The organism is Acidobacteriota bacterium (assembly GCA_040754075.1).
Lineage (GTDB): Bacteria > Acidobacteriota > Blastocatellia > UBA7656 > UBA7656 > JBFMDH01.
On sequence record JBFMDH010000007.1, the window covers coordinates 216,725 to 239,814 of the forward strand.

At 47.7% G+C, this 23,090-nt stretch carries 23 protein-coding genes, 3 tRNA genes, 1 other RNA gene and 1 pseudogene; 15 read left to right on the plus strand and 13 right to left on the minus strand.

Annotated features, from left to right (window positions below; translation table 11 throughout):
* Window positions 1-2: 2 nt before the first annotated feature.
* The 5 genes from AB1757_10330 to AB1757_10350 form a co-directional block, all read right to left on the minus strand.
* Entirely contained in the window at window positions 3-515 is a 513-nt protein-coding gene (locus tag AB1757_10330; protein MEW6127425.1) for a Uma2 family endonuclease, read from the minus strand.
* A gap of 102 nt (window positions 516-617) precedes the next feature.
* Window positions 618-2,105: a pyridoxal-dependent decarboxylase gene (locus AB1757_10335; protein MEW6127426.1), complete on the minus strand. Its 1,488-nt coding sequence runs from the start codon at window positions 2,103-2,105 to the stop codon at window positions 618-620.
* A 74-nt stretch (window positions 2,106-2,179) separates the two neighbouring features.
* Entirely contained in the window at window positions 2,180-2,677 is a 498-nt protein-coding gene (locus tag AB1757_10340) for a DUF3828 domain-containing protein (GenBank protein MEW6127427.1), read from the minus strand.
* 13 nt (window positions 2,678-2,690) lie between these two features.
* A complete protein-coding gene (locus tag AB1757_10345) occupies window positions 2,691-2,873 on the minus strand; it encodes a hypothetical protein (GenBank protein ID MEW6127428.1) in 183 nt (60 codons plus the stop codon).
* Between the two features lie 87 nt (window positions 2,874-2,960).
* Window positions 2,961-4,064: a CofH family radical SAM protein gene (locus AB1757_10350; GenBank protein MEW6127429.1), complete on the minus strand. Its 1,104-nt coding sequence runs from the start codon at window positions 4,062-4,064 to the stop codon at window positions 2,961-2,963.
* 133 nt (window positions 4,065-4,197) lie between these two features.
* On the opposite strand from AB1757_10350, the gene AB1757_10355 reads away from it, so the two are divergent.
* The 3 genes from AB1757_10355 to AB1757_10365 all read left to right on the plus strand — a co-directional run bounded on the left by AB1757_10355 (window position 4,198) and on the right by AB1757_10365 (window position 6,779).
* On the plus strand, window positions 4,198-5,130 hold the full coding sequence (locus AB1757_10355; GenBank protein MEW6127430.1) for a phospholipase D-like domain-containing protein: 933 nt from the start codon (window positions 4,198-4,200) through the stop codon (window positions 5,128-5,130).
* 128 nt (window positions 5,131-5,258) lie between these two features.
* The gene (locus AB1757_10360; GenBank protein MEW6127431.1) at window positions 5,259-5,555 is read left to right on the plus strand and encodes a hypothetical protein; all 297 of its coding nucleotides are present in this window, start codon (window positions 5,259-5,261) and stop codon (window positions 5,553-5,555) included.
* A gap of 144 nt (window positions 5,556-5,699) precedes the next feature.
* Window positions 5,700-6,779: a DUF481 domain-containing protein gene (locus AB1757_10365; protein MEW6127432.1), complete on the plus strand. Its 1,080-nt coding sequence runs from the start codon at window positions 5,700-5,702 to the stop codon at window positions 6,777-6,779.
* 99 nt (window positions 6,780-6,878) lie between these two features.
* Here the strand turns inward: AB1757_10365 and AB1757_10370 are convergent, their stop codons facing one another.
* Window positions 6,879-7,400 carry a DUF2752 domain-containing protein gene (locus AB1757_10370; protein MEW6127433.1) on the minus strand — a complete coding sequence of 174 codons (522 nt, stop codon included), beginning with the start codon at window positions 7,398-7,400 and terminating at the stop codon, window positions 6,879-6,881.
* A gap of 88 nt (window positions 7,401-7,488) precedes the next feature.
* Window positions 7,489-8,316, minus strand: coding sequence for an alpha/beta hydrolase (locus AB1757_10375; protein ID MEW6127434.1), 828 nt, complete (start codon window positions 8,314-8,316; stop codon window positions 7,489-7,491).
* A 133-nt stretch (window positions 8,317-8,449) separates the two neighbouring features.
* On the opposite strand from AB1757_10375, the gene AB1757_10380 reads away from it, so the two are divergent.
* The 8 genes from AB1757_10380 to recR all read left to right on the plus strand — a co-directional run bounded on the left by AB1757_10380 (window position 8,450) and on the right by recR (window position 13,421).
* Entirely contained in the window at window positions 8,450-9,115 is a 666-nt protein-coding gene (locus AB1757_10380) for a DUF2306 domain-containing protein (protein ID MEW6127435.1), read from the plus strand.
* Between the two features lie 61 nt (window positions 9,116-9,176).
* The gene (gene tadA / locus AB1757_10385; protein MEW6127436.1) at window positions 9,177-9,656 is read left to right on the plus strand and encodes a tRNA adenosine(34) deaminase TadA; all 480 of its coding nucleotides are present in this window, start codon (window positions 9,177-9,179) and stop codon (window positions 9,654-9,656) included.
* Window positions 9,657-9,689: 33 nt separating this feature from the next.
* A tRNA-Ser gene (locus AB1757_10390) sits at window positions 9,690-9,779 on the plus strand.
* Window positions 9,780-9,868: 89 nt separating this feature from the next.
* Window positions 9,869-9,958, plus strand: a tRNA-Ser gene (locus AB1757_10395).
* A 145-nt stretch (window positions 9,959-10,103) separates the two neighbouring features.
* Window positions 10,104-10,201: signal recognition particle sRNA small type (gene ffs / locus AB1757_10400), an RNA gene on the plus strand.
* Window positions 10,202-10,424: 223 nt separating this feature from the next.
* Window positions 10,425-12,350: a DNA polymerase III subunit gamma/tau gene (dnaX, locus tag AB1757_10405; GenBank protein ID MEW6127437.1), complete on the plus strand. Its 1,926-nt coding sequence runs from the start codon at window positions 10,425-10,427 to the stop codon at window positions 12,348-12,350.
* A gap of 63 nt (window positions 12,351-12,413) precedes the next feature.
* A complete protein-coding gene (locus AB1757_10410) occupies window positions 12,414-12,743 on the plus strand; it encodes a YbaB/EbfC family nucleoid-associated protein (protein MEW6127438.1) in 330 nt (109 codons plus the stop codon).
* Between the two features lie 78 nt (window positions 12,744-12,821).
* Window positions 12,822-13,421 carry a recombination mediator RecR gene (gene recR, locus AB1757_10415; protein ID MEW6127439.1) on the plus strand — a complete coding sequence of 200 codons (600 nt, stop codon included), beginning with the start codon at window positions 12,822-12,824 and terminating at the stop codon, window positions 13,419-13,421.
* Window positions 13,422-13,506: 85 nt separating this feature from the next.
* On the opposite strand, the gene AB1757_10420 is transcribed toward recR, so the two are convergent.
* Complete coding sequence (locus AB1757_10420; GenBank protein MEW6127440.1) at window positions 13,507-14,070, minus strand: hypothetical protein; 564 nt, start codon at window positions 14,068-14,070, stop codon at window positions 13,507-13,509.
* Between the two features lie 326 nt (window positions 14,071-14,396).
* Between AB1757_10420 and AB1757_10425 the strand changes: the two genes are divergently transcribed.
* Window positions 14,397-14,981, plus strand: coding sequence for a DUF937 domain-containing protein (locus AB1757_10425; GenBank protein ID MEW6127441.1), 585 nt, complete (start codon window positions 14,397-14,399; stop codon window positions 14,979-14,981).
* Window positions 14,982-15,108: 127 nt separating this feature from the next.
* Here AB1757_10425 and AB1757_10430 read toward each other — a convergent pair whose 3' ends face one another.
* A complete protein-coding gene (locus AB1757_10430; protein ID MEW6127442.1) occupies window positions 15,109-16,647 on the minus strand; it encodes a hypothetical protein in 1,539 nt (512 codons plus the stop codon).
* Window positions 16,648-16,720: 73 nt separating this feature from the next.
* Here AB1757_10430 and AB1757_10435 point away from each other — a divergent pair.
* Window positions 16,721-16,793, plus strand: a tRNA-Ala gene (locus tag AB1757_10435).
* A 280-nt stretch (window positions 16,794-17,073) separates the two neighbouring features.
* On the opposite strand, the gene AB1757_10440 is transcribed toward AB1757_10435, so the two are convergent.
* The 3 genes from AB1757_10440 to AB1757_10450 form a co-directional block, all read right to left on the minus strand.
* Window positions 17,074-17,430, minus strand: coding sequence for a cupin domain-containing protein (locus tag AB1757_10440; GenBank protein ID MEW6127443.1), 357 nt, complete (start codon window positions 17,428-17,430; stop codon window positions 17,074-17,076).
* A 346-nt stretch (window positions 17,431-17,776) separates the two neighbouring features.
* Window positions 17,777-19,546 carry an ATP-binding protein gene (locus AB1757_10445; protein ID MEW6127444.1) on the minus strand — a complete coding sequence of 590 codons (1,770 nt, stop codon included), beginning with the start codon at window positions 19,544-19,546 and terminating at the stop codon, window positions 17,777-17,779.
* 328 nt (window positions 19,547-19,874) lie between these two features.
* Window positions 19,875-21,098: a hypothetical protein gene (locus tag AB1757_10450; protein MEW6127445.1), complete on the minus strand. Its 1,224-nt coding sequence runs from the start codon at window positions 21,096-21,098 to the stop codon at window positions 19,875-19,877.
* A 98-nt stretch (window positions 21,099-21,196) separates the two neighbouring features.
* On the opposite strand from AB1757_10450, the gene AB1757_10455 reads away from it, so the two are divergent.
* Window positions 21,197-21,706, plus strand: a complete 510-nt coding sequence (locus AB1757_10455) for a DinB family protein (GenBank protein ID MEW6127446.1) — start codon at window positions 21,197-21,199, stop codon at window positions 21,704-21,706.
* 14 nt (window positions 21,707-21,720) lie between these two features.
* On the opposite strand, the pseudogene hisI reads toward AB1757_10455, so the two are convergent.
* Window positions 21,721-22,041, minus strand: a pseudogene (gene hisI / locus AB1757_10460) (phosphoribosyl-AMP cyclohydrolase).
* Between the two features lie 210 nt (window positions 22,042-22,251).
* Between hisI and AB1757_10465 the strand changes: the two are divergent.
* Window positions 22,252-22,851, plus strand: coding sequence for a DUF2911 domain-containing protein (locus AB1757_10465; protein MEW6127447.1), 600 nt, complete (start codon window positions 22,252-22,254; stop codon window positions 22,849-22,851).
* The last annotated feature ends 239 nt before the right edge of the window (window positions 22,852-23,090 follow it).

Genomic DNA, 23,090 nt, shown 5'->3' on the forward strand with positions numbered 1-23,090 from the left:
GCTTACTCAAAAACTTCATGCGCCGGACAGTGAAATTGCGGTAACAGCGGCGTGGTCAGCATATCATTTAAGGTGAGAAGCTTTGCTTGATTAAATTTCGGCGAACGATAAATTTCGCTGGTTGTTGTTTCAGGGTCAACCAACCAGTATTCCTGCACACTGTATTTGCGATAAAGCTGGCGTTTGATTTGCCGGTCGCGTTTGGCATTTTCCGTACCGGGCGAAAGAATTTCAATAATCAATTCAGGAGCGCCACATAACTTTTCATCTTGAGATATTTCCGCCAATCGCTCATAGCTGATAAAAACCAAATCGGGAATCACCGCGTCGAACACACTAAAAATAACGCCCGGTGTGGGATAAATTTTTCCTTCAGGAAATTTTTTCAAGTGATTCCCGAAAGCCAAAATCAAATTAGAGGTTATCCCCTGATGATTCAGTCTCGGCGCTCTTGTCACAAGTAATTCCCCTTCTATTAACTCGTAGCGATTGCCGTCATCCGGCAAAGCATCCAAATCATCTACAGTTAATCGCGGGTAAATTTTTGCGACCGTATCTTAATACTCCCAACCTGAACCTATCACAAAAGCGAGTGTGACAAAAGCTGTCGAGCCAGGCTATTCCTTGCATAATCCACTTAAAGTTTCATTCAATTCATCCCATGCCAGCTTGATGGTTTCGTGTGATGTGCGGATATTGCCAATCGCTAATCGCAAGGTAAATTTGCCATTCAATTTAGTGTGCGATAGAAAAATTTTGCCGCGTTCATTGACCCGCGCCATGAGTCTTTCATTCAAGGATTCTAATCCGGCTTCATCACCCTGCAACTCAGGCGGGCAGGCACGGAAACAAACCAGACTGAACGGCACCGGCGCAAGCAGTTCAAATTTATCGCTATCTTTTACCCACGCAGCGAATTCCTGCGCATATTGCAAATGCTGGCGAATTCTTTGCACGACGCCTTCAACGCCGAAATAGCGCAGCACAAACCAGAGTTTGATGGCGCGAAAACGCCGACCGAGTTGCGGGCCATAATCCATGAAGTTTTTAACTTCGTCTTCGCCTTGCGCGGTTCGCAAATATTCCGGCACCAGCGAAAATGCCTGCTTTAAAATATTCATTCGTCGGCAAAACAACACGCTTAAATCCACCGGCGTGAATAGCCATTTATGCGGATTGACGACAAATGAATCGGCACGTTCGCAACCTTCGAGAATCCATTTCATTTCGGGAACAATCGCGGCGCTTCCGGCATACGAAGCATCGACGTGCATCCAGAGGTTTTCTTTTTCGCAAATCTCGGCAACCGCCGCCACCGGGTCAACACTGGTTATTGAAGTCGTGCCAATCGTCGGCACCACACAAAACGGTCGCCAACCTGCCTGGCGGTCTTCTTCAATTGCCGCAGCGAGCGCCTCGGGCAACATTCTGAACTCCGCATCGCAGGCGATTTTTCTGACACTGCGATGTCCGAGTCCCAAAGTGATTGCCGCTTTATCAATCGATGAATGCCCGTGTTCCGAGCAATACAAACGCAGTTTCGCATTTGCGCCATAGAGTCCGTCTTCGCGCACATTCAAATCGGTCACGGCTTCACGCGCGGCGGCAATTGCACACAGGGTTGAAATCGAAGCCGTATCATAAACCACGCCGGAAAAACTACCGGGTAAGCCAATCATCTGACGCAACCAGTTGGTGGTTACTTCTTCGAGTTCAGTTGCCGCAGGCGAAGAGCGCCACAACATGGCGTTGACGTTGAATGCGGCAGCAAACATTTCGCCGAGAATGCCGGGCATAGAACCCGTGACGGAAAAGTAAGCGAAAAATCCCGGATGATTCCAATGTGTCACCCCTTGAACCAGGTGTTTATCAATATCCGCAAGAATATCAGCCATCGGTTCGCCGGTGGTTGGCGCGGCTTGCGGCAGGGCATTTTTTAAAAAATTCGGTTCGACCTGCGCGAGCACCGGATAGTTTTCGGGATGCGCCAAATAGTGGGCAATCCAATCAACCACCTGATGACCGTATTGGCGAAATTCTTCGGGATTCATATCTCCGAAAAAATCGCTTTGAGGTGCAGAGTTTTCAAGCATTTCTTTACTCATTGTTCACCAATAAAAATGAGGACGGTGAAGCGAAAACCTTCAGTCCTCAAAAGCTGAAATCTGATGTATTGACATCAACGGCTGCGTTGCAAAAATTGCAATAGGTTATCATCCGGCTCGCTGCCACTGATGATATTGGCAATCTTCCAGAGGTTTTTATTTTTTACGAGTTCAACATCGACCGGGCGTTCGTCGATGACCTTGCCCTGCTCTTTCCAGATGAAGATGACTTGAATCGTGGCTTTGGCGGCTGATTCGTTGGTATTGCCTATGCGAAAAGTGGTCGGGTATTCCTGCGAATTGGTAAACGGGTCGCCGTTCATCTCCGGCGCTTCATCCGCTTTTGTCGGTTTGCTGACTTCGGCAACCAGTAATTTATAGAGCGTGTCATCCAACCACTTGCGCCTTTGTAAAAGCCCGCGTTTTGAATAATCGAATTTATGCGCGAAATGATAAGCATAAAACGCTTTCACGGTTGCCGTCGCACCGGCTTGAACGGGGTTTGATTTTCCTGAAATCGCAAATGAGAAAAATATTACCAGTAGCAAAGCCCGAATCGTTTTGTGTGTCATTCTTTTTTCCAATTCATTTAACGCGCGAATCATTCACAGCCCAGAAAAGTAACGCCAAAAACCAACCTCCGCCAATGCCGAAAGTAACGATAAAAAAAATAAAAAGCGCAAAATCATCGCCAGTTATTCCTTTACCCGATTTAATAGCAGGCAATATCTGATTGACCATAAGCCAGCCAGTGGCAACCATCACCATGAAACCTATTCTTAAAATCAAAAACCGGATGAAGCCGCGCGCGTTGATTTTTTTCCAATCCTGATTGTTATAAATCACAATCTCACCTTATGCGGTTTCTACTTTTTCAATCCGCGTGTAATCGGCTTTGCGTTTGACAGGCGTAAAACCTTCTTCAATCACCACGTCGCGTAACATCTTTTCGGTCGCTTCGTGATGCGCCCCGGCTTTGGAAATCACGTTCTCTTCAATCATCGTGCTGCCGATGTCGTTGGCTCCATAATGCAACCCCATTCGTCCGACATCCAAGCCTTGCGTGAGCCACGACACCTGTTCATTGGGGATGCTACTTAAATAAAGCCTGCCGATTGCCAACCACCGCAAGTATTCATCCGGCTTGACGCGCTCCGGGTAGAGTTTGCCAATCGCCGTGTTATCGGGTTGCAAGGTCCACGGAATGAACGAAACGAATCCCGGATTGCGCTCCTGCAAGGCGCGGAGTTTTTCCAGATGCAGTAAACGGTGATCACGGTTTTCGCCCATCCCGAACATCATCGTCGCCGTGGTCGCAATCTTCAACAAATGCGCCGCGTCCATCACATTCAACCACTCTTCGCTGTTGCAATGGGTGCGACGTTTGCGGCGAATCTCATCAACCAGGATTTCACCGCCGCCGCCGGGAATCGAATCGAGTCCCGCGTCTTTGAGTTCGCGCAACACGCCTTCGAGTCCAAGTCCGGTGATTTTCGCGAGGTTGTCAATTTCCGGCGGCGAAAAACAATGCAGGTGAATGCCGTAACGTTGCTTGAGTTCGCTGAGCAATCCGGTGTACCAACTGAGCGGCAGGTCTGGATGCAAGCCGCCCTGCATCAACACGCCGCTGCCGCCAAGCGCGATCATCTCTTCGACCTTTTCAAAAATGGTCTGGTAATCGTGAACGTAGCCTTCCGATGAGCCGGGTTTGCGATAAAAGGCGCAGAAATTACACACCGACACGCAGACATTTGAATAATTAATATTGCGGTCAACCACATAGGTGACGACATTATCGGGATGATATTGTTGGCGCAGCGCGTCGGCAAGTTTCCCAAGCGCTTCGGTAGGCGCAAAATCGTCAACGATTCGCCATTCTTCCATCGTTAATCGTTCGCCCGCTGCAATGCGGTTTAACAGTTTTTCAGTTTCAAGGGTTTCGGTAGTTGTTGCACTCATAGATTTCCTCAACGGGATTATATCCAAAAGCCGGAGGTCGGCAAATCGCTGTTCAAATTTTGTTGGACTTGTTGAGAAGCCGTGTGTTAATGATGATTCGCGGGATACTGATTAGAACTTGAGATAATTACGAATGGTTGAATCATACACGCAGGTACACAATGTTTCGCTCATCGTCCAGCCCGGCGACAGTTTTTTTCCGCTGGTTGATGCCATTGACAGCGCGACGCGCTCAATTAAAATGACCATTTTCAGAATGGATGATCCGATTGTCAAAGATGCTTTGAAAAGCGCCGTCACACGCGGCATCAAGGTGCAGACGCTGGTCGCCATCGATTCCAAAGGGTGGATTAAACGCAATAAAAAATTGTCCGACGATCTCGGCAAACTCGGCGTTGAAGTCAAAGCCCAGCGCGCCGAAAAAAAGATTAAACGTTATCACTACAAAATGATGATCGTTGATGAACAAACCTCGTTGATTTTGACCTTCAACCCAACCCAGAAAAACCTGCATTATGCGCGGGATTTCGGCGTGTTGATAAAAGATCAAGGGGTTGCGGCGGAACTCACGCGGCTTTTCGATGCGGACTGGCATGGCGAGAAATTCAAGCCTGCCGATTCCCCGCTGGTCATCAGTCCGCATAATACCCGCGCTCGATTGATTGACCTGTTACGCTCTGCCGAACATACGATTCGCATACTCGATGCCAAGGTCGAAGACCAGCAGGCGCTCGGCGTGTTAATCAAACAGGCGGCAAACGGCATTGATGTAAAAATCATCAGCCGCGATAACGATTACAACCGCCTGATGCCCAATTTTCGCGTGCGGAAATTGGCGAGATATAAACTGCACGCCAAATGTATCGTGGTCGATGGCAAACGCTTTTTTGTCGGCAGTCAGAATTTACGCGAAGTCAGTATGGATTCGCGTCGCGAGGTGGGCATCATCATCGAAGACCACGCCATCGCCCAGAAAATCGAACGAGTTTTTGATGAAGATTGGGCAAACGCCACAGAACGTTTAGCTCCCACGATGGTGAAAGGATTTGACCTGTCAACGTTGTAAAATCAAGATGGTCGAACAGAAGCGCAGTTTTCATAAACAGCGCAAATGGATTTGTCCGCAATGCGGCAAAGCGCGTATGCAAACGCAAAAGCCTTTGAAAATCAAAAGCAGTAAAGGAATTTAAATTTATGACTAAACCCTCAACCGTAAAATATCGCATCGGTGATGAAATCTCTTATGCGCAAGGTTCAGGCGTGCTCTACGGCGAAATCGTGCGCTTGATTGGCGAAGGCGAATCCGGCGCAGTCGAAATTCAATTTGAAAACGGACGCAAAGAGATCAAACCCATTAAAGACAAGGCGCTTCATTTGTTGCGTCGCGCATCGGGGGCGAGCGAAGAGGAAGAGCGCAATAAAAATCGCTCGCGGTTGCGCGATTATGATATTGATGAAGTCATCCGCAGCGAACGTCGCCGCCGCTGGTAATGTGCGCGACCTGCAAAATCAATCTTTAACTGGAAATTTTCCGCTCCCAAATTCATTATTACGTTCGGACAAAAACTGACGTCAGTACGAAGTTCGCAGGCAATCAAAATAAATAAACAATTTTCCCATTACAGGTTTGATGGAATGAGACCTTATTACAGATTTATCTTGACGCTCACAGTTATTTTATTCGGTTCATTTTCGGTTTTTGCCGATAGCATTTATTTGAAAAACGGCGACCGCATCAGCGGCTCAATTCTCAGAGCCGACAATAAATCTCTGGTCATTAAAACCGAGTTTGCCGGAGCCATCACCATTCAAATGGATGCCATTGATAAAGTCGTCACCGACAAAACCCTGCACATCACCTCAAAAGAGGGACAGGCATTTGCCGGGAAGGTGCAATTTCAAGGTCAGAATTTTCAGATACAGACCGCTTATTCGGGCGCTTTTACCTTAACCAGAGATAAAATTTCAACCATTCGCTCCGAAGAAGAACAGGCGAATTATCTAAACGAACTCTATCGTCAAGCACATCCGCGTTTCACCGATTTATGGTCGGGGTCAACCGATTTCGGCATCAGTTTGTCGCGCGGCAATGCCGATGTGACGACGTTTACCACCGGACTCAATGCCTCACGCAAGACTGCCGATAATAAACTCACGACCTATTTCAATATGTTGAAATCGCGCGGCAAATTTAACGGACAAGCGAAAATCGCGGCTGACTCAAACCGCACAGGTATTCGCTATGAAAGCAATCTCACCCCACGAATTTTTTCTTTCGCATCGGCTGATGCTGAAAACAATAAATTACAACGGCTCAATTTGCGTGTCGTTTCATCAGGCGGGTTCGGATTGAAGGTTTTAAAAAATGGGGCAACCAATTTCGATATGTTTTTAGGCGGCGCTTTCAATCAGGAACGTTTTGAAAACGGCATTCGTCGCAAATCCGCCGAATTGAATATCAGTGAAGAATCCTTCCATAAAATTGCCAGTCGCACTTCGTTCAAACAAAAGGCGACCATCTTTCCGAATTTAAAAGACGGCGGCGAATATCGTTTCGCCTTCGATTCAACGATTGTCACGTCATTAACCCGCGTCATCAGTTGGCAGGTGACGCTCAGCAATCGCTACATCAGCAATCCACCGCTGGTTACGTTGAAAAAAAATGATGTGTTGATGACCACGGGATTGCGGGTGAATTTGATTAAGGGGAAATAAATTTTTAATCAGGCAGGTCGATGAGGGTTAATGATGTCGATAAATGACTCATCATTAACGCCCAAACGTCAGATGGTTCATCAGTAGATTGAAAAAATTTCAGCCCCGAGATTTTTCAATCAGAAGGTAAACGATACGCCCGACGCCATAAACCGCAAAAGCAATTGCCAACCAACGAATGGGTTTTAAATAGGTGGCAAGTTTATCGAGGCTTAATGCCCAGTCAAATCGTTTGATCAAGATAAAAATCGCTTTCAACCAGACGAAAATCAGAAAGATAAACAGTGGAATCCCCATCCAGTTCCACTGCAAGGCGCTTTGAACGTTGCCCTTCCCCAGTTCACAAAACGAATGGGTCAGCCCGCAGCCCGGACAAGGGTAGCCGGTTAAATTTTTAAATCCGCAGATCGAAAAATAATCGCCGTTTGGCGTTGCCGGTGCCGGTTTATAAAATACGCTCAAGAGAAAAACCAGGGTCAGTCCGACGAAAATCGTCGTCGCCAATTTCCGGTTCCATAAATCACCTTGCGGTTGGTAATTTTGCGGCTCACTTGATAATGGCAGGTTTGAAATCTCGCCGCTGAGGTTTTCCTGAGCAATCGGGTTGACCGGTATATCCATAACTTAAACTCTCACTTATCCTTTAATTATTTGGCAAACCTGAATAGACCTTGCTATCCGTAAGGTTCTATAAATCTCCGTAAGCGCATCAGTTTCGCCGAATCATTTTTACGCTCGCGGCAACCGCGCTTTCGGCAAAACTTTCAATCAATCTGGCAAATTGCTGCGGATATTCGAGCATCGGCAGGAATCCGCAATCTCTGAGGGTTGCAAGTTTTGCATCATCAGCCAAGTCAAATAGTGTGCGCGCATGGGCGAGAGCCTTTTTGTCTTCGTCACCACAAACCAGGAGTATCGGCAGTTGATTGCCTTTGACAAATTTTTCGAGTGGTGAAGTTTCATAACCTTCTGACGCCGAAAGCGCCGTTTCATATGCGGCGCGCGGACTGAGTTCGGCAAAATCATTAAACAACTGGTCGCGATACTGCGGCGGAGCCTGACGAAATCTGAAAGCCACAAAATTGCGCACCACCGGAAACGAAGCAATGTCGCGAAGCATCAACGATGCCGGGGTAAACACCGCCAAACTTTTAATCGTGTCTTTTGAAAAACTGGCGCGCGGGCTGACAAAAACCATCGCAGCAACATCCTGCGGATGTTTGGTGGCGCAGGCTTCGGCAATCAGCGCGCCCATTTCGTGCGCCACAAATATCGCATCGAAAATATTTTCAGCTTGCAAAATGGCATGTAAATCATCGACGTGGTCTTCGATATTGAATCGCGCCTCAATCGAAGCCGGTTGCGAACGCGCCATTCCGCGAAGGTCGTAAATCAAACAACGATGATTTGCCGCAAGGCTTGCGACTGCCGGTCGCCAGACATCCGCAGACATCGCCCATCCGCTGATGAACACCAGCGGTGCGCCATTGCCTGTCACTTCGTAATAAAGATTGCCGGTCGCGGAATTTAAAATCATCTGGTCATTCATCACCCGGTGTCGATTGTGAACCCTTGAAACATTAAGCTGCCAAAATTCGTTTGGTCAAGCAATCCCTTTAGTGAAAAACTAAGCAGGCACAGAAAATTAAATGGTCACAGGAGAGATGGCGATGACCCGCACATTTAAAATTATCGGATGGGTGTTGATGGCAACCCTGGCCACCGCCGTCACACTGGTTTCTTTGAGATACTTTTTCTTCACGCCTGAAAAGGTTACTGACGCGAATTTTTCAGTGCATTTTTCTGAGCACATCTTCATGTTTTTAACCCATGTTTTCGGCGGCACTATCGCTTTACTCCTTGGCCCGTTGCAATTTTGGGGGAAATTCAGAAACCGGCGATTGAGCGCCCATCGCTGGCTGGGGCGGATTTATTTAATGGGAATTTTGATTGGCGGCAGCGGCGGGCTGTATATGGCATTTGTCTCTTACGGCGGTTTGCCAACCCATATCGGTTTCGGAATGCTTGCTTCACTCTGGTTGACGACGGGGTTTCTCGCTTATCGAACGATTCGTCGCGGCGATACTCAAGCGCATCGCATATGGATGATTCGCAATTACAGTTTAACTTTTGCCGCAGTTACTTTGAGATTATGGATTCCGACTTTTATGGCATTGGGCTTCAGTTTTCTGGAAACCTACACGACTGTCGCGTGGATTGCCTGGGTTCCGAATTTATTAATTGCCGAAATCTATATCAACCGTCGCCAACCTCAAAGTGTAAAAGACCTTTCAATGAGAATCGCGAAAGAGCCATCGGTGACGGTCGAGATTTAAACGCGATATTCTTGACAGCGTTTAAGCCAAATGGCTAACATTCGGGTTCTTTTTTTTCGCTATGACGGTAAGCGATGAAGCATATATGAAAGTGGCGCTTGCCGAAGCCCTACAGGCAGCGGCGGAAGATGAAGTGCCGATTGGCGCAATCGTCGTCATTGATGGTGAAATCAAGGGGCGTGGTCATAACCGGGTAATTCAAAACCATGACCCGTCAGCACACGCCGAAATCGAAGCCCTGCGGGATGCGGCGCGCGCCACTGGCAATTACCGGTTAGTCGGCGCAACGCTCTTTTCAACCATTGAACCCTGCGCGATGTGCGCCGGCGCGATTGTCCAGGCGCGCGTCAATCGCCTGGTTTATGGTGCGATTGATGAAAAAGCCGGGGCGGTTGAAACGCATTTCAACATCTGCACCACAGATTTTTTGAATCATCGGGTCAGCCTGCAAGGGAATGTTCTTGAGGATGAATGTCGTCAGGTGATACAATCCTTCTTTCGCCAAAAGCGGGAAAAGCTGTCAGGGCAACCAACTGAGTGAAATGGCTCTTTGTTAATTAAAAATTTTGCATGCGGAGAGGTGCGAGAGTGGTTGAATCGGGCGGTCTCGAAAACCGTTGTGCTCTTACGGGTACCGTGGGTTCGAATCCCACCCTCTCCGCCACGTCAATTGCGAATTGCAGATTGCGGATTGCGGATTGAAAGATGTTGAATGGTTTTAATCCGCAATCCGCATTTTACAATCCGCAATGGGGAGAGGTGCAGGAGTGGTTGAACTGGCAGCACTGGAAATGCTGTGTACTGGAAACGGTACCGTGGGTTCGAATCCCACCCTCTCCGCCACTCATTGAAGGCAAAAGGCAAAAGTGGCAAGGCAAAAGGCAAAAAGAGGTTTGCTTCTTTAATTGGTTAAAGAGTAATCATACTTTTACCTTTTGATTTTTGCCTTTTGCCCTTTGCCTTCATACTAAAGGTTTGATTCATCTGGCTTCGGACACCGTGCAATCTCGTGGGCGCAAACCCCGCCAGGCCGGGAACGGAGCAACGGTAGCGCTTCACGGATGTGCCGCGGTTACTCCGAAGCCTGATGAGTCAAACCTTTTTGCTTTTAAGCGTTCGGCAAATCCGCCTGCTCAGCCCAGTCCGAAGATAAATTTGAGAATTTAGCGGTTGTTCATTCAGTTTTGGGGATAATTTCTGAAAACCGAGGTCAATCATGAGGCGGTAAATCCTTCCCTTTTTCTTGCAAGCCAACACATCAAACCTTAGACTACAGATTCATCTCGAATAACAATCGTTGCGGGAACTTATGTCTGATTCGCAGGTCATCGCCAGAAAATTTCGCCCACAAACTTTCGACCAGATGGTTGGGCAAGAAGCCATTCGTCGCACCATCGAAAATTCCATTCAATCCGGTCGCATTCATCACGCTTATCTGTTTTCCGGCGCGCGCGGCGTAGGCAAAACCACCACGGCGCGCATCCTTGCCAAAGCCTTGAACTGCGTCAACGGTCCGACGATTGACCCCTGTGGCGTCTGTCCTTCGTGCGTGGAAATCGCCGGTTCGCGTTCGATTGACGTGATGGAGATTGACGCTGCCTCAAACACCGGCGTTGATAATGTGCGCGATGTCATCATCAACACGGTACAGATTTCTCCGGCGCGTGACCGCAATAAAATTTTCATCATCGACGAAGTTCATATGCTCTCGAATGCGGCATTCAACGCGCTGTTGAAAACCCTTGAAGAGCCGCCGCCGCGCGTTATTTTCATTATGGCAACCACGGAACTCCACAAGGTTCCCGAAACCATTCTCTCGCGGTGTCAGGTCTTTGAATTTCGCACCATCACGCTGAAAAAAATTTACGACCAACTGAAAAACATCGCTCAGGAAATGGGCGTCGAAATCAGCGAGAAAGCTTTGCTGGCGATTGCCCGCGCCGGTGAAGGCTCGATGCGCGATGCGCAATCGGCGCTTGATCAAGTCATCAGTTTTGCGGGCAAACAGATAAAAGATGAAGATGTTTCGCTTGCCCTCGGCTTAGTCGATATTGAAACGCTGCATGAGACCATGCTGGCTGTAGGCGAACAAGAGGCGCGAAAATTACTCAACCTGGTTGATGACATGGTCACTCGTGGCTATGACCTGAGAAACTTTTCTCGTGAACTGATGAGCTATATTCGCGGCTTGCTGGTCGTCAAAGTCACAGGCTTTGACGCGGAACTCGTGCAAATGCCCGCAAGCGAAGGTGAAACGCTTACACGCATTGCCGAACGATTTTCCGAGCAGGATTTGATTCGCTTCTTTTCGATTCTCACCAAAACCGAACAAGACATTCGCACCGCTTCGCAACCGCGATTCCAACTGGAAATCGGTTTGATGAAGATGCTGCAATCGCGTCGGCTCTTTTTACTCGAAGATGCAATAAAACAACTCGAAGACCTGTCGGCGCGTCTGGGCGGGCAAGGTTCAAGCGGCATCGGTTCCGCGTCGGGTGGCAAGAGTTTCAGCCCGCCTGCGCCGTCGCGTTCTGCCTCGCCGAGCAAACCATCATCGGGAAGCAAACCGCCGACCAGCTTTGCCAATACGCTTTCGCCACCGGCACAAACCGCAAGCAATTTGTCGGCGGCGCGTCCGCAAACCGCAATCAGCGAAAGCGATTCGCCATTTGCAAATCCTCGAACAACTGAGCCGGTAACTTCGAGCAAACCAACAGCCGTTCAACCACGCGCCGCATCGCTGCCGCCCTGGGAAGATTCCGCGCCCGAAATTAATGATGCATACGAAGATGAATCGGAATCGCTTGCGCAGGATTTTGCGCCGGTAGAAAACGGCAATGAACAAAATGCCATTACTCGATTCAAACATCTGCTCGAAGAGAAAAAGAAGATGATGTTATTGTCGGTTATCAACCTGGCAGAACGCATCAAGGTTTCCGGCGATACGCTTACGATTGTTTATAAACCATCGGACGGTATCTATAAAAATCAGGTGACCTCACGCGACAACAAAAAATTGATTGAAGAGATTTGGCGAGAGATATTGGGCAGGCAGGTAACGCTCGTGGTTTCAGTCGGAGAACCCTCAACAAAGCCTTCGACCGAATTCACCGCACAACCGAAAACCTCTGCGCCGGCTACCCCTTCTGCGGAAGAGCATCCGAAACTTCGCGCGATTGCTGATAAATTCAAAGGCAAGATTGTTGAAATCGTTCCCATTGAAAATAAAAGTTGATGCGCGACCGGTTAATCGTCAAAATAATTATTCACAAAAAATAAATGAAAGGTTCTTAAACTTATGAAATTCCCCGGCGGATTTGATTTAGGCAACATCGGTGAAATGATGAAGCAAGCCAAGCAGATGCAGGAAGACATGAAACGCGAAATGGCGCAGGTGCGTGTCGAAGCGAGCGTCGGCGGCGGCATCGTTTCCGTTTCCATGAACGGCGCCAAAGAGGTGCTTGATGTCAAACTCGACCCCGAAGCTGTAAAAAACGGCGACGCTGAAATGCTCCAGGATTTAATTCTGGCAGCGGTCAACGAAGCCGGTCGCAAAGTTGATGAAGCGATGAAAGGAAAACTCAGTTCAAAACTCGGCGGCATGGGGTTGCCGGACGGACTATTTTAACAAGAATTCGGGATTGGGGGTTCAGTTTGAGCCACAAACTTTTCCTGAATCCTCAATCCCGAATCCTGAATCCTGAATATGCTTGATTACGCTGAACCGGTTACCAAGTTAATCGATGAGTTGAAGCGCTTGCCCGGCGTCGGTCACAAATCGGCGCAACGTATCGCCTTTTATATTCTGCGCGCTGACCGCATTGAAACCGATAAATTGATTGCCGCAATCAATGAAGTCAAAGAGCGCATCGTTTTCTGTTCGGTATGCAACAACCTCACAGACATCGACCCCTGTCGCTATTGTTCAAGCCCGACGCGCGATAAATCAACGATTCTCGTCGTCGAAGAACCCTACAATATTGTGACCTTTGAAAAAACCCGCGAATATAAAGGGCTTTATCACGTGTTGCATGGCGCATTGTCGCCGATTCGCGGCATTCACCCGGATGATTTGAAGATTAAAAATCTGCTGGAACGATTGCGCTCCGATGAAGTGAAAGAAATCATTCTGGCGACCAATCCGAATACCGAGGGTGAAGCGACAGCCAATTATTTGTCGCGGTTGATTAAGCCGCTTGGTGTGCGCATCACGCGCATTGCAATGGGGGTTCCGGTGGGTTCCGACCTCGAATATGCCGATGAAGTGACCATGCACAAAGCGCTCGCTAATCGCCATGAAATGTAGCCTGTCTTCGCTTATCAACCATAAAAGCGCCGCCGGGTTATTGATAACCTGGCGGCGCTTTCCGGTTTAGAACCAGGCAGCGGAGTTATTTAGTCTCTTTAGCAAAGAGGTCTTTGTTCTCATCCTGAATTTTTTTGGCTTTGGCTTCCAGGTCGTCGGCATCTTTTTTGACGGCATCTGACTTTGAAACGACATCCTTCACTTTCGCTTGATAATCGGCTTTGCTTTCGGTATCAAGCAATGCCTTCGGTTCGCCAATCACCACATCAACATACTCGGCGCGTTTTTTCATTTCAGCGCCTTTGGCTTCGAGATACTCTTTGTATTTATCCTGAAGTTTGAATTTGCTGGCTTCAATGAATTTTTCACCGCTCTCTTTATATTTATCTCTGGCTTTTTCAAGTGTAGCGATGGCTTCTTTAGCCTGGGCGCGTGCCGCTTCCAGGTCCTGGTCTTCCTCTATACTGGCAACCGCCTGTTCCATTTTTACTAAAAGCTGTCCGCCTTTCGTCAGGTTTTCATTGGCATCTTTGATTGCGGCATTGGCGACATCAACAACTTTATTGGCTTTGTCGGTTTCATAAAATGTGCAACCAACCAACAGACAAACACCAATCATCGTCACTAAAAACGGTAGTTTTCTTTTCACGACTGGGCATCTCCTTATTTTTAAAGTATGGGTTTATTTTGCGGCGAAGCATCATACTCTGCCAGATGAGATTCAACAAGGTGATTTTGATAGTCAAAGGGGGCGTAGATTTTTGCTTGGTGATTTGCGCCTTTGCAAGCTAAAAGTCATAATAGCGTCTCTGAATTTAGCTGAATCAATCGCTGCACTGGCATCATCCGATTAGCGTTCGGTTCAATTCTAAAAGCTCTTCACCATCCCGTTGAGCCAATCCCTAATCAACCTCATCAAAAGATTAGGATAAGCCTATTGAAAGGCATCACAAGCAATCGAAAAGGAGAAAACTCATGTTTTTGCAAAATATTTTAAACGAACAACTGAGCGGCGACACCATCGGTCAGATGAGTCAGACGCTGGGCGCCGACGAAAGCGCCGTCGGCAATGCCATTCAGGCAGCCTTACCGATGTTAATCGGGGCGCTTGCGCGCAACAGCGCCAATGAAGAAGGCGCGAATTCCCTGCACACGGCTTTATCCAATGACCATGATGGCGGCATCCTCGACAATATCCTCGGGGTTATCGCCGGTGGCGGCACGGATTCTTCGGCAGGCATTCTCGGACACATTTTCGGCGGCAGGCAACAATCGGTCGAACAGGGCATCAGCCAATCAAGCGGTCTGGATGCCGCAACCGTCGCCAGGTTGTTAATGATGCTTGCGCCAATCGTCATGGGCGCGCTTGGCAAGACGCAACGTCAACAAGGATTGGATGCACAAGGAGTCGCCGGTTTGCTTGACCAGGAAAGGCAGCAACAGGAGAGTTCGTCCCCTTTGATGGGCATGTTAGGTCAGTTGCTCGACCGTGACCACGATGGTTCCGCCGTAGATGATATTTTCGGAATGGTCGGTGGACTGTTAAAAAATCGCGGCTAGTTTTTTATTTCAACAGGGAGACGAGAAAATACAAGGGCTTGCAAAAACGCAGGCTTTTTCCCTATGCGAAGTTGTGATTTTAATCTGGGGTTTCTCTCTCCCTCATCTTTTCTCTCAAAGCTTTTTTCTATTCGGGAGCCTCATTCAATCGTTCATACAACAACCGCTTCGCACCTGAACGCCAGTTTTCATTAATGCCGATGCGATAGAGCGGAACCTCTTTTGAAATCGACTCGGCAATCAATTTTGTGGTGGCGTGGAATCGAAATAACGGCGCAACCAGATAAAGCAAGGGCGGCGCATCCTGTATTGCTAACCCTTTGAAGTAACCGCGCCGTTCAAAATCGCCGCGCCGCCTGTGCCAGTCAATGCGAATCCAGTAATCCAACCCTTGAAATGGAAATTCCGCATCTTCACTTATTTTCAGTTCAATCACCACCAATCGCCCTGTGCGGGTTGCGGTGAGTAAATCGATATATGAACGTTGTTCGCCGCGATAGGCAGGCACCTGCGAGTAGACAAATCGCCCATCCAGCGTCGGGTCAATCGCCGTGACCGCTTGGCGAAGGAGGGATTCCAGCCAGCGCTCGCCTTGCAGTCGAAACCGTAAATCATCAAACGCTCTGGCATCAGCGGTGCGCATGTGCGAAATCCCGGCGATTAACTCAAGCAATTCAGGGTAATTTTTATCCGAAAGTTTTTTCCTCGGCAACGATATGCCAAATTCGACTTTCAGTTTTTGCGGGGCAATCCGGGCAAAGGTTAATCCATGAATTGCGAGATATACCCAGCCATTGCGCCGACGGGTGTCGATAGGTTGTAAAGTTTGCTCTTGAAGATTCGCCAAAAAGTTTTGCACCCCTTCGTTGAGCGGTTTACCGTGCGACCAATCGGCGCTTTGCGAAGCGCGTTTGAGGTTATCGAATAAGTCCGCCTGGGCAAATGAGGAAATGGGTTTGATCATTCGTTGTGATTCACCGATTTCAAAAAGCGAAATCGGGATGCCTGCGATTTGCACGTAAACCAATCGTGAAGCAATCGTGAAGGCACGCCCCGCGGGAACCAATAACATCAACCGGTTGATGAGGTTTCCGGTTTGCCGTAAATGATCGAGCCAGATCAACCCGGCGCTCAGGGTTGCATCAACGTGAGAAGATGATTCGTTACTACCAATGGCGACGGCTGCATATCGCTGATGGTTTTCTCTAATGAGCAACCGCGTGTGAATGCTTGAAAAATGCCGCGGGTCATTTCGCTGGGTGATCGTCTTGATAACTTTGAATTCGGGGAAATTCGCTTCAATTAAATCGCCAATCGATTGTGCAAATTCCTGTCGGGTTCCGGCAATTTCTCCCTGTTGATGGTGGCGTTGCATTTCAACTAAACACTCGACCCGACCCAGTTGTTTTGCGCATTGGAATCGTAAGGCATTTGGCGAGATTTCAGCGGACAAGATACGCCAGGAACGCGACCAGCCATCTCCCCAACTTGACAGGATTAACTTTCCAAAAAGCAGTTCAATCTGAGCCTGAGAATTTTTCATTTCTGCGATGAACCGCTGATTTTCATATAATTCAAAATCGCCTTCCAGGAGAAATTTTTCAACATCATATCTGATTTGCGCGAGGTCTTGAGTGGTGGTTTGAGGATACGGTTTTTCCATCATGAAGATTTCAGGGTTATAGTTGACGCTGAGAAAGTCAATTTGTTACTATCACGGTGCATTTGATAAATCAACTGGGGCTATAGCTCAGCTGGGAGAGCGCATGACTGGCAGTCATGAGGTCATCGGTTCGATCCCGATTAGCTCCACTTTAATAATCAACAAGTAAAGGCTACCGAATCGGTAGCCTTTACTGTTTTAATAAGCCTCATACTGATTTTTTTTCTGAACGATCTTTTTAATCATTGCCGGTCGCTGAGATAATGAGTAAAAACGGATGCTTATAGCCGTTTGCAAAACGATTTACTCATGTTGAGGAAGCAGTCTTTGACCGCGTTTCCCGTCATACGCAGTCAAAGACCGCTTCCTCAACAGCGGCTGAGTAAACTCAATCGCAAACCGCTCTAATAGCGGCACGGTTCTCAAGCCCTATCTGGTGTATTTATCGGCACCTAAAAAATGCAGTGACACATAGGGTTCATCACCGATTACCCAGCTGTCATGGGCAATCGGCGGAATATAAAAAACGGTTCCGGGTTCAAGTTCATGCACTTCGCCATTTTGCATCGCAGCCGTGGCTTTGCCGTAGAGCACCATTCCAAGATGCTCTACTTCACAAAACGGCGTACCCGCTATAGGACTGACATCTATTGACCATTTCCATCCCGGCTCATAGGTTGCCTTACCAATCGTCATGCCACCGATATGGATAATTTCAAATCGGCCTTTCTCAAAGTGGCGCACTTCATCCGGGTGTTCAAATTTTTTTAATATTACCTCAAGCATGGGAAGCCTCTCCTTTATCGCAATCCTTGTTCGTGAATCCAGGTTGGATTATGCCTGACGCATTTTAGGTTTATCCAAACAATTTCCAGTTTTCTCCAGGGTTAGGCATCTCGCGGACGTTTCCCTTTTATCGAAGGTTAGATTTTGGAATTGAATTTTTCGGCGTGAATCACGGCAAATAATTGCAAGGTTAAACAGGGGGAAACCGTTTTGCTTTGGTCTGGCAAACTGTCATTAGAAAATTGCCCGCAATGCAGGGATTGATAAAACCTAAATGAGATTTATCAACTGCACCGCTAAAAGCTTGGGGTTTAAAGTCAGCCGAGACATTTTTTATGCGCCCGGCTTATGACGCAATCGAATTGGTTTTCCCCTTCAAAACGTCACGCACTTTGCGCATCAATTCGCCGGGCAAAAACGGTTTCTGCAAAAATGCCAACCCCTCTTTCAACACCCGGTTCAATACCACTGCGTCATCCGTGTAACCGGAAACATAAAGCACTTTGATATCCGGTCGGGTTTTGACGACCTCATCGGCTAAATACCTGCCGTTCATGTAAGGCATGACGACATCGGTTAATAACAGGTTGATGGTTCCGGGATGGGTTTTAGCGATATGTAACGCTTCGACCGTATGATTGGCAACCAGCATGGTATAACCGCTGGCTTCCAGAATTTCGCGGGTCAATTCCCTAACCGCAACATCATCTTCCACAAGTAAAATCGTCCCCGAACCATTTTGCGGCGTCGAACGGATTGCCGCCTGCCGCTCCTGTTCTCTTTGAATCGCGGCAACCGGAAAGAAAATCTTAAATACGGTTCCCTGACCGCATTCACTATCGACTTCGATAAATCCGTTTACCTGTTTGACGATTCCATAAACTGTCGATAGCCCAAGCCCTGTGCCTTTGCCTAAATCTTTGGTGGTAAAAAACGGCTCAAAAATGCGCTTCAATGTCGCTTTTTCCATGCCCATGCCGGTATCAGCAATCTCTAAAACCACATACCTGCCAGCCTCAACCTGAAACGATTCCTTCACATAATTTTCCGTAATCATCAGGTCGTAAGTTTTAATCGTCAAATGACCGCCTTCGGGCATAGCATCACGCGCATTGACTGCCAGGTTCATAATCACCTGTTCAATCTGTCCGGGGTCAGCAAAAATGTTCACCAGATTTTCTTTGGGATTGATATGCAATTCAACATCTTCGCCAATCAATCTGCGCAACATCTTTCCCATCTCAGCAAGCAACGTATTGATGTCGATGACTTTGGGTTGGACGATCTGTTTTCGGCTGAACATCAGCAGTTGTCTGGTGAGTGAAGTCGCGCGTTGACCGGCTTTTTCAATCTCAACGATGTGTTTTCGATTCGGGTCGCTGCTATCAACCCGGCTCAATATCAACTGACTGTAGCCGATCACCGTGGTCAGCAGGTTGTTAAAATCATGCGCTACGCCGCCTGCCAGCACCCCCAAGGCTTCCATCTTTTGCGATTGCCGGAACTGGTCTTCCAATGACCGGCGTTCACTAATATCTTCGGCTATAGTCTGGAGGATTTCCTCGTTATCATCAGGCGAATAAAACGCCATTGCGCTCAGTCGTACAGTCAAGGTTTTCCCGTTGGGGTTCTGCCAATCAACTTCAAAGCCTTGTACTTTTTGTTGTGATTGACAGATTTCGAGCAATCGTTTGTGGTCGTCCGGGTTGCAATAAATATCCTGCAATTTCACCTTCATTAAGGCTTCACCGGATTCATATCCCAACATATCAACCAACGCAGGATTAACGGAAATAAACCTGCCATCAAAGGTTGTTAGAAAAATACCGTAAAGCGCATTCTCATAAATCGAACGGTAGCGCTCTTCGGCTTGCGCCAGCGCCTTTTGCGTCGCTTGTTGTTTGGCATTAGCCTGTTTGAGAACTAAAAACAGGACGAGTCCGGTGATGCCGACAAACAACAGCCCCTTGCTAATTTCAATCATTTTATTCGACCAGATTTCATTCGCTAAAACGCCGTGAACCATGTCGGAGAGAATAATCCATAAACCTCCAATCATTAGATAAATGATTAGTATTTTCGCTGGCGAAAAAGAATTTTTAATGTATCCAGTCATACCGGTATCCCACTTTTAAGTTTGGAGGCGTGAGGCTAGGCAAGTACACAACACCCATCAACTTACGAAAAAATTGAAATGGAAGCCTGTGGGGAGTTATTCGTTTTATAATTTATCAGCGGAAATGCAGATTGCTTGTTCGATGTTTAGTGATGAGCGGAGGTCGATCCATCATTAGACCAGCAACAGATTAACAACCAAAGAAACCAACTTTATTAATCTGCATTCCAAAAACCTATTCAAACACAACTGTGAAATAGAAAATCTTAAAATTTCACAATTGGTTCTCGATTTCCCCAAATATCTAGGTTCTTTTTAATCCTTCCGATTAAAAATTGCAAGACTGATTACAGAAAAACGGCTGGCTGGGAGTTTCCCCTGGATTGACAATCACAATCGCTCCCGGCAATCCATTACACATACGCCCTTTGGCAATAATGGTTGAAAAACCTCCTACAACAGTATCCGGGTCTTTGAATTTTAATTTTTTGGGACTCACACCGCCGACGGTTATCTGCGCGTTAGCCTGAAAGCGGATTCCTTTGATAATCAAACTCAAGGCTCCGGTTTCACTGCGTTCCAAACGGCACTGGTTAATGATGGCTACAGGTGGTGCGGAATCTCCTTCACCGGGAGTTGTCTGGGTATTTCCACAGGTAAACGTAACCTGCACACCCTGTTCATTGCCGAGCGGACAGTTGGCAGGAGTTCCCGGAGGCAAACTCGTCAAATTGCGGCTTGTTCCATTTGGTCCCGTCACATAAATCAAAAATTTCTTTCCGGCATTGGCGTTGCCAAAAGCGAATAACCCATCAATCAAATTTGGCGTCAGCACCACGAAGCGTTTGGCTTGAATAATATTACCCGGATTGCCGACTTCAACGGCGTACACGTCCGTGACATTGATCGTCGTTCCGGTTGAATAGCTTACCTCGCCCGCGCTATCCGTCGAAGCCACAAACGGCAGACTGAAACACGAACCGGGAATCTGAATATTCTGTTCAATCGCGCAATCGCCGCCAGAAGGTGTAGCCGATACCACAACCGGCGCGCGTATGCCGACATCTATCGGACAAGTGGTCTTTTGCGTGTAATCACCAAAGATATTGTCATCACTCGCATTCACTTTTTTAACCAGCGTGAGGCTGACCACGCCGCCGCAACAGGCAAACGGGAAAGCCGTTCCCGGCAATTGCGGACTGAGCGCAGGAATCGTCACCTGGGTGAGCAGACTGTTGACGTGGTTTATATCTTTGAGCGCAATGGTAAAATCCTCTATGCCATCGCCGTTGCTGTCGCAGGAAATAAATCCGCCATTGGGAAAAAACGGACAGCTCACGATGTTCAACTTTACATCGCAAAGCGCATTGATAATGCCACGAGTTGAATCCGGTGAAACCGCTGGCTGATTGGGCGCGACATTGACGGTTCCCGCCGGAAGAATGATTAAGGATGAATCCGGCGCAACCGTTTGTCCATAACTTTGTAAAGTGGAAATACCGAGAACTGAAAAAACCAAACCGAATAGGATGATAGCGACTTTACTTCTCATATTATGAATCTCCAAATTTTCGGTGAGCCGCGCGCATAGACTATGCCATAAAATTCCTCGGTTTGCGATAATTCATTTCCATCTAAAAACGGAATATTATGAAATCATCAACTCAACTCATCGACGCCCTGCGCGATAAAACCCTTGAACAAATCGAACGTCTCGATTCGCTCATTGTCAAAATCCCTGACGACAAACCGGAATGGCAGCCTGTCGATTCGACATTGCCCTTGACCGATTTACTCGGTCATTTGCTCGAATGCCTGGCTGGTTTTTGTGCTGTGCTGTATGCCCTCCGCCCGCGCCAGTTATCGCACTTTCCACATTTAAGAGCGCTTCCGGTCAATCAACCGCGCAAAGCAACCGACGCGCGACAGTTAATGGAAATCTATCGTCAACACCTCGAACAAGGTTTTGCATTGCTCACCGATGATGATTTATCCATCAAAGTATCCACGGTTTTTGTTCCCGCAGGCGAAAGCGTTTTGACCTTACTGCTCGGCAATCTCGAACATCTGCTCAACCACAAGTACCAACTGTTTTTCTATTTGAAAATGCTTGGCGTAGCGGTTGCTTCTCAAGACCTTTATCAATTTCGCGGGGAATGAACCGATGGCTATTTCAACTTTGTAAAAAAACAACTGGGTTCGCCGGTGTGACAGGCTGGACCCGCAGGTTCGACCTGGATTAACAACGTATCGCCATCGCAATCAATGCGAATTGCAACGACGCGCTGGGTGTTGCCGGAGGTTGCGCCTTTGTGCCAGAGTTCACCACGCGAACGGCTCCAAAACCAGGTCTCTGCGGTTTCAAGAGTTTTGGCAAGCGACGCGGCATTCATATAAGCCATCATTAAAACCTCGCCGCTCGCGGCGTCCTGCACGATTGCCGGCACCAAGCCGCGCTCGTCAAATTGCACTGCGGTTATCAGATCATCAGTCATCATCTATCACTCACCCTCCGGGCGATTTGTAAAAAGATGTTAAAAATCCAGGTTGTGCAACCTTCTATCTTTAGTAACCGTTTCCTACACCGTAAAATTCATGTCGTTTTTTGAGTTTGACAGCGGAACCTGATGCAGCTTGTATTAACCATTTCCTGCAAGCAAACTTATTGCCCGAATATCTAAACAGAAAATAGGAGGATTGCGAAATTGAAATTTCTCAACTTAGTGTTTGCAGTCGTTTTATGCGCCGCTGCCGCCTTCGCGCAAAGCGGTAAACCCGAGGTGCAGGCTTTTGGCGGCTTGCTCCCCGATGAACGCGGCAACACCCGTGTGCTTTACTGGCACTCGGTTAAAAATGTTCCCCTCGGACAGTTTGCCATTGATTACGGTCGCCCGCTCTGGAAAAAAGCCTATGACCTGGGATTTGACGCCACCACCAAAGGCAAAACCTGGCGTTTCGGTAACAATTTCTGGACAACCCTCGACACCGCGCTGCCTTTGAAAATCAACGGCAAAGATGTCGCGCCAGGATTTTATTATCTGGGACTGAGTCGTTCAGCCGATGGCGCAACCTGGAATCTGGTCTTCATTGACCCGGCAAAAGCCCGCCAAGCCGGACTCGATGCGTTTATGATTGATAAAGCGCCGGTTGAATTTTCGGTGCCGATTAAATTTGAAAAAGTAACTGATTCAATCGAAAAACTGACCGTCGTCTTACTCGCCTCAAAAGACAACATCAAAGACGTGACATTGAAAATCAACTGGGGAACCTTACAACTCACTGCCCCGATTCAAGTCATTATGTAGTTGGCAACTGAAGGCAGGTTGGAGCTTTTGCTAAAAACAAAAGGCAAATGGTGAACGATAGGCTCTCACCATTTGCCTTTATCATCTGAATCATCTACCCGACCATCAATAAATCACTGTAGCGGTTTGCAAATAAGTTTACTCAGTCTTCGTTGAGAGAGCGGTCAAAGACTGCTTGGTCAACCTCAGTAAATCGTTTATAAACCGCTATAGGGTTATCAACGGCTGCCCGATGAATA